Source organism: Afipia sp. OHSU_II-C1, from assembly GCF_000497575.1.
Lineage (GTDB): Bacteria > Pseudomonadota > Alphaproteobacteria > Rhizobiales > Xanthobacteraceae > Afipia.
In genome coordinates this window covers 1-12,289 of the sequence record NZ_APJI01000020.1, presented here as the reverse complement: position 1 = coordinate 12,289, position 12,289 = coordinate 1, and the positions used below count along the sequence as shown (strand labels likewise).

The 12,289-nt window shown below is 58.1% G+C and carries 14 protein-coding genes; 6 read left to right on the top strand and 8 right to left on the bottom strand.

All coding sequences use genetic code 11. The features are described 5' to 3' along the window. Positions 1 to 273 precede the first annotated feature (273 nt). From I554_RS0120850 to I554_RS0120835, 4 genes are all read right to left on the bottom strand, one after another. The gene (locus I554_RS0120850) at positions 274 to 591 is read right to left on the bottom strand and encodes a YMGG-like glycine zipper-containing protein (RefSeq protein ID WP_009337919.1); all 318 of its coding nucleotides are present in this window, start codon (positions 589 to 591) and stop codon (positions 274 to 276) included. A gap of 100 nt (positions 592 to 691) precedes the next feature. Next, positions 692 to 1,000 (bottom strand): hypothetical protein, encoded by a 309-nt coding sequence (locus I554_RS0120845; protein WP_009337918.1) that lies wholly within the window; start codon positions 998 to 1,000, stop codon positions 692 to 694. A 244-nt stretch (positions 1,001 to 1,244) separates the two neighbouring features. After that, positions 1,245 to 1,460, bottom strand: coding sequence for a hypothetical protein (locus tag I554_RS0120840; protein ID WP_009337917.1), 216 nt, complete (start codon positions 1,458 to 1,460; stop codon positions 1,245 to 1,247). Further along, on the bottom strand, positions 1,457 to 2,218 hold the full coding sequence (locus tag I554_RS0120835; RefSeq protein ID WP_024574384.1) for a TMEM165/GDT1 family protein: 762 nt from the start codon (positions 2,216 to 2,218) through the stop codon (positions 1,457 to 1,459). Before I554_RS0120835 ends, I554_RS0120840 begins: the two co-directional genes overlap by 4 nt. A 99-nt stretch (positions 2,219 to 2,317) precedes the next feature. Here I554_RS0120835 and I554_RS0120830 point away from each other — a divergent pair, with 99 nt between their 5' ends. From I554_RS0120830 to I554_RS0120820, 3 genes are all read left to right on the top strand, one after another. After that, positions 2,318 to 3,205, top strand: coding sequence for a MurR/RpiR family transcriptional regulator (locus I554_RS0120830; protein WP_024574383.1), 888 nt, complete (start codon positions 2,318 to 2,320; stop codon positions 3,203 to 3,205). A 220-nt stretch (positions 3,206 to 3,425) separates the two neighbouring features. After that, positions 3,426 to 4,091: a response regulator transcription factor gene (locus I554_RS0120825; RefSeq protein WP_024574382.1), complete on the top strand. Its 666-nt coding sequence runs from the start codon at positions 3,426 to 3,428 to the stop codon at positions 4,089 to 4,091. After that, a complete protein-coding gene (locus tag I554_RS0120820; RefSeq protein WP_024574381.1) occupies positions 4,088 to 5,386 on the top strand; it encodes an ATP-binding protein in 1,299 nt (432 codons plus the stop codon). The genes I554_RS0120825 and I554_RS0120820 overlap by 4 nt, the downstream gene beginning before the upstream one ends. Before the next feature lie 297 nt (positions 5,387 to 5,683). Here the strand turns inward: I554_RS0120820 and I554_RS0120815 are convergent, their stop codons facing one another. The 3 genes from I554_RS0120815 to I554_RS0120810 all read right to left on the bottom strand — a co-directional run bounded on the left by I554_RS0120815 (position 5,684) and on the right by I554_RS0120810 (position 8,942). Next, complete coding sequence (locus I554_RS0120815; RefSeq protein WP_244432809.1) at positions 5,684 to 7,285, bottom strand: glycosyltransferase family 39 protein; 1,602 nt, start codon at positions 7,283 to 7,285, stop codon at positions 5,684 to 5,686. 256 nt (positions 7,286 to 7,541) lie between these two features. Beyond that, positions 7,542 to 7,844, bottom strand: a complete 303-nt coding sequence (locus I554_RS26990; protein WP_034473435.1) for a hypothetical protein — start codon at positions 7,842 to 7,844, stop codon at positions 7,542 to 7,544. Between the two features lie 441 nt (positions 7,845 to 8,285). Further along, positions 8,286 to 8,942: a response regulator transcription factor gene (locus I554_RS0120810; RefSeq protein ID WP_024574379.1), complete on the bottom strand. Its 657-nt coding sequence runs from the start codon at positions 8,940 to 8,942 to the stop codon at positions 8,286 to 8,288. A gap of 386 nt (positions 8,943 to 9,328) precedes the next feature. Here I554_RS0120810 and I554_RS0120805 point away from each other — a divergent pair, with 386 nt between their 5' ends. The 3 genes from I554_RS0120805 (at position 9,329) to I554_RS0120795 (ending at position 11,409) form a co-directional block, all read left to right on the top strand. Next, entirely contained in the window at positions 9,329 to 10,111 is a 783-nt protein-coding gene (locus tag I554_RS0120805; RefSeq protein WP_024574378.1) for a membrane protein, read from the top strand. Positions 10,112 to 10,193: 82 nt separating this feature from the next. Then, complete coding sequence (locus I554_RS0120800) at positions 10,194 to 10,937, top strand: transporter (protein ID WP_024574377.1); 744 nt, start codon at positions 10,194 to 10,196, stop codon at positions 10,935 to 10,937. Between the two features lie 232 nt (positions 10,938 to 11,169). Beyond that, positions 11,170 to 11,409, top strand: a complete 240-nt coding sequence (locus tag I554_RS0120795) for a PilZ domain-containing protein (protein ID WP_009337906.1) — start codon at positions 11,170 to 11,172, stop codon at positions 11,407 to 11,409. A gap of 191 nt (positions 11,410 to 11,600) precedes the next feature. On the opposite strand, the gene I554_RS0120790 is transcribed toward I554_RS0120795, so the two are convergent. After that, positions 11,601 to 11,876, bottom strand: coding sequence for a hypothetical protein (locus I554_RS0120790; RefSeq protein WP_009337905.1), 276 nt, complete (start codon positions 11,874 to 11,876; stop codon positions 11,601 to 11,603). Positions 11,877 to 12,289 lie beyond the last annotated feature (413 nt).

Below are 12,289 nucleotides of genomic sequence, written 5' to 3'. Positions count from 1 at the left end.
ATGACGACCCAGCTTCAATCCAAGCTTGCCAACTTAGCTGAAACTTAGAAAGTCGCGCGAGTGGGCGACCCGATTCAAAGGCTTCTAACGCCCCACCCGTAGCCGACTTAGCAAATCGAACAAGCGCCGAAACGACGCGTATGGTCGTTGGAACGCAGGTGTGGTGGCCCGTTCCGATGCCCCTCCATGTTGGATAGCCGCTGCTTTTGTGTCGGTAGGGCCATTGCGGTATAGCGAGGCGGAAGGCTCACCCCTGGCTTGAGGCGTCCGCTATCAGTACCGTCCCCGGTAATAGCGTTCGTCGCATTCGGCAACATAGATGCGTCCATCAGGGGCGCGGTAGCGGCACATTGGCGGACCGCCTGGACGCGGGTTGGTTGAATCGGCGACGGCCGCTCCGAGCAAAGCACCGGCACCTGCGCCGAGGAGCGTACTTCCAGTATTTCCGCCAATGGCCTGACCAAGGAGTGCGCCCGTGGCCCCGCCCAGAACGGCGCCAGTAGCGGTGCGCTGCTCTCCATAGGTCTGCGCGCAGCCCGCCAGGACTGCCCCGAGCAGGGCGATAAACGCTGTGGTCTTCAGATTTGCCATGAATGGAGCCCCTACGATGGTGGGGCACGACGGCTACGCTGCCGTGCCAGAGAATGATGAAAGTATCTGATTGTCCGGTGAATACTTGCTTATCGGCACATCAATCGTCATCGTTCCAGCGACGATGCCAGCCGCCATGCCACCCCCGATCATGTGGCCAGCCGTAATAGCCATTCCCATGCCGGTAGCGGCGCCAACGCCAGTCATCGTCGTCGTCACGATAGTAGCGGTAAGCGCGATCGTAATCCCGACTCCACCAGCAGCGGCCCCATTCATTACAAACCCAACGAACCTGATCCACATTGGATGCTGTGGGCAGCGCCGGAGCGACCGGCATCGCATTGGCGGCTGTCATGGGCAGGCCACCCAGGGCCGCAGCACACGTAACAACCAGAAACATCTTTCGCATTGAAGCCTCCATCGGTTGCTAAGTGCAGCATAGAGCGTGCCGAATGAACCATGGTTGAATGGATTACGGTTCGATCGTGGTAAAATGTGGGAAAGCTGGGAGCTTTCGATAGCGCCCTCAGGGCCAGCCGAAACATTGGCCAGCAGATCTTCGATTCGATCAACAGAGCAATGCATCAACATTGGATGGACGATCACCCGTCGCTGTCCTGGTACGCGCTTTGGCCAAGCGCTCGTCACCATCTTCATGAAATACTTCGATGTCTGGCCTCACGGACGGTTGCTTCGACCAGAAGTGCGAGACACCCAAGGAGAAGGACGGCACCGCCCAAAAGCGGCTCGACATGTCCCGCGAGCAGAGCAGCCACGATCGCGACCAGTAGCAGCGTCGCTGTAGCAAGCCTCGCGTCGGCGAGGAACATGCCGAGAAGCTCCTTGGCAACATCGACGAGAATACTCATCGTGCGGTCACCGGGCGCGGGTGGACGCGTCGAAGCGTAGCTGCCGTTGCGAGAGCGACAACCAAGAACAGCGCCGCAAAGGCAATCAGGGCGATGTCGTGACCGGGCCAATCAATGCCCAGGCCCTCGCCTGTCCAGAAAACGCCGAAGGCCGACAGCATGACGCCGACACCGAATTTCAGGGTGTTCTCGGGGACCTTCGCCAGCGGTTTGTGAACGGCGACACCCACTGTCAGGACCGCGAGGCAGGCCGCGAGGGCGCCCAATGCGGCGGGCCACAGCAAACCACGACCCGCACCAACCGCTATGACGATGAATGCAACCTCAAGTCCTTCGAGCAGCACCGCCTTGAATGCCGTCAGACCTGCGATCCAATCGAGCGAGGCTCGTCGCTGATCGGCAGTCTTGGACAATTGAGCCGACTCGGATGTGAAAATGGCGTCCTCGTTGTGCAGGGCGATGACGCCGGCCGCCCGCAGGGTCGCTTTGCGCAGCCATCCCATGCCGAACAGAAGGAGGAGCACACCGATGACAAGCTGGAGAAGCTGGATCGGGACGCGGCCGAGCAACGGGCCAAGAAGCACGACCGCTAGGCCGAGTACGGCGAGAGCCGAAAGCGTACCGAGGGCTGCTGGCCGCCAACCGCGCAACGTGCCAACGGCCAGGACGATCGTGAACGCCTCCACGACCTCAACGAGTGAGGCGAGGAACGCCGAGCCGATAGCCGGCGCTGCGACACCCCAGGTTGCCGCATCCATTCAACACTCCATGGCTTTGTAGTACATACTACGTTATGATACAATTCTCGTAGTAATTATGACGATTTCAAGGAAGCTGACCCAAGAAAGCGGACCGATGTGACGATCAGGTTTGATGAACGAGTTGCAGACCGTTTCGAACGGATGAGCCCGGCGGAGCAGCGTGCGGTCCGATTCTTTCAGGAAAATCGGGAGGAAGTGCTGATCGCCTCGGCAGCAGCATTGGCCGCCAGGGCGAAGACCAGTGACGCTACGATTGTGCGGGCGGCAAAGGCGCTTGGCTTTGCCGGGCTCGACGACCTACGCCGCACCCTTGCCGGCGAGCTGCGCAGTTTACTCACTCCGGCCGAGCGGTTGACGCGAACACTCAATGAGGTCGGCCCAAGTCTTTCTAACGCGTTCGAGATGACGCTCGAGATTCATCTTCGATCGCTCGAAAGCCTCCGTCGCACCATCACCGCCGATCAGTTTGAGAGGGCGGTAAGCAGCATCACCAAAGCGCGGCGCGTTCTGGTCTTCGGCCTTGGGCCGTCGAGCGCCATGGCAGCCTATCTCGTCATCCAGCTTGGGCGCTTTGGTTTGGACGCTGTGAGTCTGACCAACACAGGCCTCCTTTTCGCCGATGACCTGCGGAAGCTGCGCGAAGGCGATCTCGTCGTCGTCCTGGCCTACGGGCGCGTCTATGCGGAACTGGCAGTCCTCCTTGAAGAAATTGAACGGCGCCGGTTGGCGTCGCTGCTCCTGACGGATACTCTTGCTGGCAGGCTGCGGCGCCGCGTCGATCTCGTTCTGCCCGTGGCACGAGGGCGCGCTGATTTGCTGAGCATGCATACGGCCACGCTTGGGTTGATCGAGGCGCTTCTGGTCGGAATCGCGGCAACAAGGCCGCGTCAAACGCTCGCCAGCCTGAAAAAATTAAACCAATTGCGCGAAAGATTGGCCGGAAAGGGTGCGCATTTACCGATGTCAGGCTCGCAAACTCGCTGAAGGATTTTGCCTCGTGGTCAGGAGATGTCCGCTCAGCCGAATCGGGTGCTGATGATTTCGCTCATTTCCAGCTAATCCAGCGACTCTAGGATTGTTCACCCAATGATCGACGGACGATTGCAGTTTTACTTCCCGCCACGTTATCCATGTATGTCGGCGACGATGCAAAGGGTCTTCAAAGATAGCTATCGCAGGCGTGTTCGCGCGGTCCGGAGATGAAATGCGTGTTCTGTTGATCGAAGATGACCGCATGATCGGCGACAGTCTGATCGTGGCGCTGAAGCATGAAGGAATGACGGTCGACTGGGTTCGCACCGGCGCCGATGGTGAGGACGCGCTGGCCAACGGCGGTCACGGGCTCATTTTGCTGGATATCGGCTTGCCTGGTCGATCTGGCGTCGATCTGCTGAAAGATGCACGGCGAGCAGGCAATTCCACACCTGTCCTCATCATCACTGCACGCGATGGCGTCGATGATCGGATCATCGGCCTGGATGTCGGTGCTGACGATTACATCGTGAAGCCGTTCGAAATGCGCGAGCTTCTGGCGCGGATGCGGGCGGTGTTGCGCCGCCATGCCGGCGCCGCTCAATCCATCCTGATTGCCGGTGATGTCACGCTGGATCTCGAAAGCCACGAAGCGACCTATCGTGGGACAACGGCCGTGCTTCCGGCGCGTGAATTCGCGCTGATGCACGCCTTGGCCGAGAGACCCGGCGCGATCTTGTCACGATCGCGCATCGAGGAATGCATTTACGGCTGGGGTGAGGAGGTCGAGAGCAATGCGATCGACTTCCTCATTCACTCGATACGGAAGAAATTCGATAAGGACGTCGTCCGCAATGTCCGCGGCGCCGGATGGATGATCCCGCGGAGCGCGCGATGATCTCAATACGACGGGCCGCGCTGATCTGGATGACGGCCGTCTTGACGATTGTCGGAGCAGTCGCGTTCATCGCCGCATACGTGATCGCGCAACAGGAAGTGGCTGACTTTCTTGACGGCCAACTCCGGCAGATCGCCAACAACGTCGGTGACAACGTGATGTTAACGCCTGCGCCAACTGAGCCACAGGATCCCGAGGATGAACTTGTTGTCGAGGTGTGGTCCCGCGCCGGAGCGCTTTTGCGCCGAACGCCGAACGCACCTTCGGTTCCGCGCCTGAATTCGGCAGGTTTTGCGACCATCGACGCAGGGGGAGTATCTTGGCGTGTGTATCAGGCGCGAGATGCCGATCGAACGGTGCAAATCGCGCAACAGATGGAGGTTCGTCGGGAAATAGCGGCCTCGGCGGCAATCCAGGCAGGGATCCCAATCCTGATCCTTATTCCGTTGGCTTGGCTGGTTGTCGGATGGTCCGTCGGGCAATTGACTGGCCGATTGCAGCGCCTCGCAGAGAATATCGCTGGGAAAAGCCTCGACAGTCGAGCGCCCGTACCAATAGCTGACGTGCCAGCCGAAATCGTACCGTTGGTTGAGGCGATGAATGGACTCACCAACCGGCTGCGCGACGCCTTGGACCAACAAAAGCGTTTTGTCGCCGATGCAGCTCATGAGCTTCGCACGCCGTTGACTGCTCTTCAAATTCAGGTCGACAATCTGGATGCACGGCACAATGATACAGACCCCGCATCCACCACGAAGCTACGGGATGGCTTGGCGCGCGCTCGTCGATTGGTCGAGCAATTGCTCCGTCTTGCGCGTTCAGACGAACCAGAGAATGCCTCAACACGAGAAGTCATCGAGCTCTCGAACGTCGTGACGCAATGCGTAGCGGATATGATTACGATAGCCGAATCCAAGGGCGTGGATCTCGGCATCGTGCAATCCGACCCGGTATCGATCGTGGGCTCACGCAGCGATCTTGCGCTTCTTTTCGGCAACCTGATCGACAATGCGGTTCGCTATACGCCGAAAGGCGGTGTCGTGAACGTCTCTATTCGGCGGCTGAACGGCAGGTTCGTCGTCGAGGTGACGGATACCGGGTCGGGCGTGGCGGAGGCTGATATTCCGCGCCTGTTCGACCGCTTCTTCCGAGCCGCGCCGTTGGACGTTGAAGGTAGCGGTTTAGGTCTGGCAATCGCAGCCTCTGTGGCCAGATGTCATGGCTTTCAAATCGAGATCGTCAACGGCCCGGATCGCCAAGGATTGATCGCGCGCGTATCAGGCTCCGTTTCTTGACACAGCGCAGCTCGCTTATAGTTCTCGAGTGCCACAGCGTTTTGAGTAACGTTGACTGAACTCGCCGGATCATGTCGCAGCAGTCCTTCTCGCTTAGACAAGCGGAAGATCGAGCCGCCAATTTCGCTACTGGCGGGTTGCCTCCGTAGGCCCGGACAATCGATCCCTTGACAACCGACATTATTCGAATTCCAGCGTCTGGATCACTTTGGCGCGCGTACGGCGCTAAAGCATCTAATTCAAAACACGTTGTTTGATGTTTTGAGTGTCGTACAGCGGTTCAGCTCCTGCTCACGATCAAAATTTGCATCCTGACATCGCAGCTTGTTTGGTCTTGGCCGAGAGAGGCGGCACTAGCATCGCTGCAACCTTTCGAGACGGTCCCGGATACCCCCAGAGTCGCGTGGTCGCCTGAAATTCCAGGCAAGACCCACGACCAATGCGCTGGCGGGTCTGTTTCATCCAACTCATGCAGACTGGATCGTCGCGGAAACATAAAGCGGTCCATCCATCACTGACCATAGGCGCATCCGGCGTTTCGAGGGGCCGATTGTAACGCGGGTGATCAGCACTGTAAAAAGCCGTTGCATAAATCAGCCCGTCGTCCCCGCCAACGCGAGATAGAGGTACGCCGAAGGCGGCACGCCAACGCTGCGTCACGACGGTGGCTGCTTCTTGATAGTAGTTGCGCCCCTCCTTGAAGGGATGCCAATTCCGGTAAAGCGCATGGAAGGGCGAGCCGACCAGAAAAATAAGCAGTAGGGAAAGCACGATCGCGGCAAGGTTCGTCGTATCTACCCGGTCGACAGGAAAACGTGTGGCGCAGACCGCAACCACGACAGGCATGAACAACGCCTGAAGGTGCCAAATCCCAGGGAGGCTACTTGAAAATGCGAGAGCGGTCGTACCCGCGAGCAGCACGGTTCCAACGAATATCATGGCCAGCAACCATAGCGATTCATCCAAGTTGGCGAGATCGTGCAGCCATTCGTGCCAACGGAAGCGAATCATTGCGATCCACACAATCGTCGGCAAGATCATGAAACCGGCGATTCCGAGGAAAAATTTCGCCACATCGGATACGGACTCGGAGAACGGAAGTCCGGCGTGATCGAGCGCGTAATGGAAAGACGGTTCACCATGGGTCCGCAGCCAAAGAATGTGAGGCGATAGAGCGATCAACCCGGCGACAATCGAAATCCAGGGCGCTTTTGAGCCGAAATATTGCGCACGGCGCGGATGGCAGAGCGCCGCAAAACAGAAGCCGGCAAGCAGAAATACGGAATAGTATTTGCCGAGCATGGCCAGAGCGCCGAGCAGCCCCGCCAGCACTGACCAAAATATATCGCGCTTCTCAAATGACCGAAGGAATGCGTAGGTTGCCAGAGGCCACGCCGCAAGCAGGACGCTGTTGGCATTGAAGCGTTGCGCGTGAAAATCGTAGGCCGGGAGTAGAAACAATAATAAGAGAACAATGAGCCGCTTGTCGCCCCGCACGAACCGCCTTGCGATCAAGTCCACCGACCACAGCGCGACAGCCGCGTTCACCGTTGCCAGAAGCTGGAAGGACCAGTCGGCCTTGGGAAAAATTAAGGTCCAGCCGTGGACCACCCAACCCATCAGCGGCGGATGCTTGGCGTTTCCCCAGGCCCAATCTCGACCGACCGACCAGGTCTCCAACACATCCGGGTGCAGACCGGCATTCCAGTACGCCAGCACAAGCGTCAGGGTCCAAATAGCAACAAAGCCGACCAAGAACGCAGGAATAGCCCAACCTGGTTCAGCTCCATCAAGCCAAAGCATGATATTGCGACGCCAGGCTGTGGCGTAGCGATCCGACGGATACGAGATCGCTAGGTTCGATTGATATAACAAATTGTCTGGGGGATCTTCGCGCAAGGGTGCCAACATTAAGGGAGGGACGACGATGGGTTCAGAGATTTACCGAGACCATTGCCGGCAGAAGGTCAGATCAGTGTCTTTGCACCCGGCAGAGGCAGCCTTGCATTTGCAAACGACACAGATCGCACGATCGTATTTCCGCGATCGTGGACTCAGTCTGAAGCTGCGCGAGCGGTCAATTCGGACTCCGCGTCAGTTCGATCGCGCCGGCCTCGTCGTTCGATGAGATAGCGGCGACTCAGTCGGATCGAAATCAATGGCAGATACTGACGCGTGGGTAGACCCATCGGTCGCTATCGTCGTCCCAGTAGGCGCGGCCGCGGACCCAATGGCATTCTGATTCTTGCTCCGGCGTCACATAGATTTCTGCAGGAGGATCGTCGTATTCGTAGTGTGGGCCGGCTGCCGCTGCACCAAGCAATGCTCCTGCCGCCAAGCCGCCAATGACCCCGGCCGCTATTCCACCATCGTCTTCGCCGGCGTGCGCCGGGGGTGCAAAGACAGTGACCAGTGGTAACGTCGCCAAAACAAGAGCAATCCGCAGAACCCGTTGCATTTATATTCTCCTATCGTATCGCGAATAGCTCCGGCCTGCGCTCCGTCAATCACATGTACCGCCGGCCTCGAGCGATAATCGCCTCAACAGATCAGTCACTGATGTCCCTCGAAACTTAGCTCCGAATTAGTGCAGGGCTCCGCCGAACGATTTCGATAGACTCCGCCGACCAGGATTGAGCTGTATGTTCGCCGAAGATTTCAGGAGCGCATACGATGGCGTTGACGCATGGAGTAATTGCCCATGGCTCTGCGTAAACGGCGATGCCGATCCCATCACTGGCAAAATCAGGCAGGGGTCATTGGTTTGTCCGCACCTGCGGTGCGCGCGTCGCGAGATCGCCTCATCGACGCTCATTTGCGGAGGCGCTCACCCGTCGCAAGCGTCGCTCTAACGATGGCGACAGGCGGCTCTTAAATCCGCCCGCGCAACAAGGAATGGTTATATTCCATCGACCATCCAGCCGAGACCTCTTACGTTGCGAATAGACGATGTTCCGAGCTTCCTGCGGATCGCGTGGATCAAGAACTCGACGGCGTTACTCGCGATCCTCTCATTCCAGCCGTAGATGTGTCGTTCAAGGTCGGTGCGCGACAAAATTGCTCCTGGACGGAGCATGAGAGCCTGAAGAAGAGCGGACTCGCGTGCCGTCAGGTATACTCTGGCGCCGTTGTGAACGACTTCGTGAGTTGCCGGGTTCAGGCTTATCAGGCCATTGGTCAAGATTAGTGGATTGCCGTTGCCCTTGTGTCGCAGGATGGCCCGCATGCGCGCCAGGAGTTCTCGGATGTCGAAAGGCATGACGAGGCAATCGGCGGCGCCGAGATCGAGCGCGTGGATTCGATCGTCAACCCCGTCACGCGTGGTCACGACGATGACAGGCAACTGAGCGTTCAACTTCCGGAATTCGCGCAGCACCTCGGTACCCTTCGCAGCTGATAGTCCCAGGCCGAGCAACGCAAGATCGTAGGCTTTTGCACGCGCGGCTTCGATCGCGGTTTGACCGTCCGTGACCCAATCCACCACATATGTTGCCTCCCTGAGAGCCTGCATCGTAGCCTCCCCAATCATGCGATCGCCAATCACAAGAACGAGCATGAAATACTCCGTGCCGACGGTGCGCTGGAACGTCTCTCGGCCAATCGTGAAACCAAATCGGCTTGTTTCAGCGGCTGTACTCCTTTCGCTTTGGGGATGGTCTCCGCCTCAGCGTTCGGAAATGGTTTCATATAAGTCCATCGAACAATTAGCGACGCCTTAGCTCCGATGGCTTCAATTTCTTGATCCATCGCTCAGCATCTAAGTTTTCCCTAATTCGGCGGAGTTATCCGACATAGACCTTAGTGGCCTGAACCGAGTCCGGTCCAGGAAACCTGCCGAAGCGCCATCAACCGTCTCGTCGCTGTTATGAATCGAGTGTAACGGACCAAGCTGAGACGACGCGCGCGTGTTTGGAAACAACGATACCAATTGAGGCATCTCTCATGAAAACTGAACTCTCTGAAAGCTTGAGCAAGGTCCCCGCAGTCACACTCGGGTTCTGGATCATCAAAATTCTTGCGACGACGCTCGGGGAAACCGGCGGCGATGCGCTCACAATGACTGTTTTCCACGCTGACAAGAATGCACACAACGGCGGATATCTGATCGGCACCGGAATATTCCTTGCCATCTTCATTGCCGCAGTTGCGGCTCAGATCTCCACGAAGAAATTCAACGCCTGGGTCTACTGGATCGCCATCGTGGCGTCGACGACCGTCGGCACGGCCATGGCGGATTTCTTCGATCGCTCCCTGGGGATCGGTTACACCGGTGGTGCGTCGATCCTCTTTTGTCTCGTCCTAACTTCTCTTGCGATCTGGTATTTTGCCATGGGCTCCGTGGACGTCATGACCGTCGCAACGCCAAAAGTCGAAATCTTCTATTGGGTGACGATCACCTTTTCCCAGACGCTCGGCACTGCCCTCGGCGATTGGCTCGCTGATACTGGCGGGCTCGGCTATCAGGGCGGCGCGCTCGTTTTCGGTGCGGCACTGGCCGTCACCGCCGCGCTCTATTACTGGACGAACGTATCGCGCGTGCTCTTGTTCTGGGCGGCCTTTATTTTAACGCGACCGCTCGGGGCGACCGTAGGTGACTTCCTCGATAAACCGATCAGCCACGGCGGTCTCGACTTGAGCAGGCCGCTTGCTTCGGCAATGCTGGCGGCAATCATCATTGGCCTCATCTTGCTGTTGCCTCAGCGCGCCGGCCGGCACCCGGCATGACCATGGACGAAACGATATGCTGCCTCGCACCGACACAAGATGGGCGTCTGCGGACATTGTGAGGAGAGCTCCAAGAAGACACATGGGGCGGCGGATCAGTTCCGCCGCCCTCGCTGCGGGGCTGACGGTCACGTGTCTCGCCCCGGCGATAGCCGGGCCGCCCTATCAATCCGACGATCCAGAGCCGACCGAGTATCGCCACTATGAAATCTACACTTTCAACACGGGAGCCCGTTCAAAGGGTGATCTTGCGGGAGCGAGCGGCATCGACTTCAACTACGGCGCGGCCCCCAACTTGCAGCTCACAGCAACGCTGCCCGTCGGCTTCGATTTTCCTTCGAACGGGCCGGCTGCCTTCGGCCTCAGCAACATCGAACTCGCGGCAAAGTACCGGATCCTCCATCAAGATACATTTGTGTTTGACGTCGCCGTGTTTCCGCGCGTCTTTCTGCCAAGCGGTTCCCGATCGGTCGGCGATCGCCAGGCGTCTGTTCTGTTGCCGATCTGGGTGCAGAAGGACTGGGGCAAATGGTCGGCCTTCGGAGGCGGCGGTTGCCAGATCAGTGCCGCCGGGCGTTCGCATGATTTCTGCCTCTATGGCGGCACCGTGACGCGGCAGATCGCGCCGACATTACAGCTCGGCATCGAACTTTTCCACCAAACCGCCGACGGTATCGGAAACCCGGCAACGACAAGCCTCGGCATCGGTGCGAAATACGATCTGAATGACAATATCCATCTTCTCGGCTACGCCGCGAAGGGCATTCAGAACGCACGGACCGCAAATCGGTATTCCTGGTATACGGCGATTTTGTTCACGTTCTGAACCGGCAACCCACTACGAATAATCCGTACCGGCGGCGGCCGGGCAGCGTTCAGCGACAGACGCTCGCTGCCCATGATCCGCGCTAAGTCCCGGCTAAGTTCGGGTGTGCAAGATGGATCGCCACACCCAGAACGATTTTCCGGCTTGCGGGTGGCAAGGGCATCTTCACCTCGATCATGGGGTGACAACCTGGAGATGCCCCGCATTGTGCCGCCAACAGGGCAGGTTTCCGATGGACGAGAAGCGCAAATCAACGCGACACCGTGTTCTGAAAGCCGGCAAAATTGCGTTTAGTGGGGCAGTCGTCGACTGCACTGTTCGCAATCTGTCTGAGACCGGCGCGGCTCTTGATGTCGTCAGCTCGGTGGGGATTCCCGATCACTTCACGCTGATCATTGCGGTTGATCACGTCCAGAAACCTTGCCGTGTCGCCTGGCGTAAGGCGACACGGATTGGCGTGCATTTCGGTTAGGACAGATTCAACTAGAAAGGCGTGGTGCCAAAGTACCGCGCCTCGATATTTCATCGAAGGCTGAAAATCGGGCTCACGCGGCGCGCCGACCGTTAATACGGACGCTATACGCGCCCGCGTATTCCCGAGGTCCCTTCCATGCCGACGATTCTATTGGACGCGCCAGCGAGAAGGATTGACGTTCCAGGCTTCTACTCCTCATCGTCGTCATCTTCATGACCGATGGCGAAGCCGAATGCCCTCGGGAGCGGCTCGTAATAGACCGGCGGGGGTGCGTAGTAGACGCGTGGCCGCTCCACATAAATCTGACCCGGCTCGGCCGAATGATGGCGATAGCGATGCTCGCCCCGCCAATGATGCTCGCGCCATTCATGTCGTCGCCAACCATCGTCGTCGGCATGGGCGGCGGAGACACCGATCGTCGCTGCCAGACAAAGTGAAGCCACCACCACTGAAAAAATGCGCATGATCCGTCTCCGTGTGTTCGATCAAGTTGCAAGATGAGCCAAAGTGATCCCGTTCGGTGACGTAACTACGGCGTCCATCGATAAAATAAATGCGATTCATGGTGAGGCTTCTAAGTTTGTCCTAAGTCTTCCGTGTAGCCAACAAACGCGATGAGGCGACGGCCAAGTGAACAACGTATAGCGCTATCAGAAACAGCCCTCATTCGTCCCTAAGTTCAGAGCGCTATCGTTATTTCGGTCGATGACGCGATCACTGCGTCTTGTACATGCTCGTGAATTGTCGTCGTCGAAAGACTCCAGCCCAACCGCGGCGGGAGATACTGGCAGGCCGCGCGTCTCGCGCCTCGAAGTGTCGATACGCGCGAACAACTATTTTGACCTCTTAGCCCACATTCCCCAAGTAAATCGCTGAT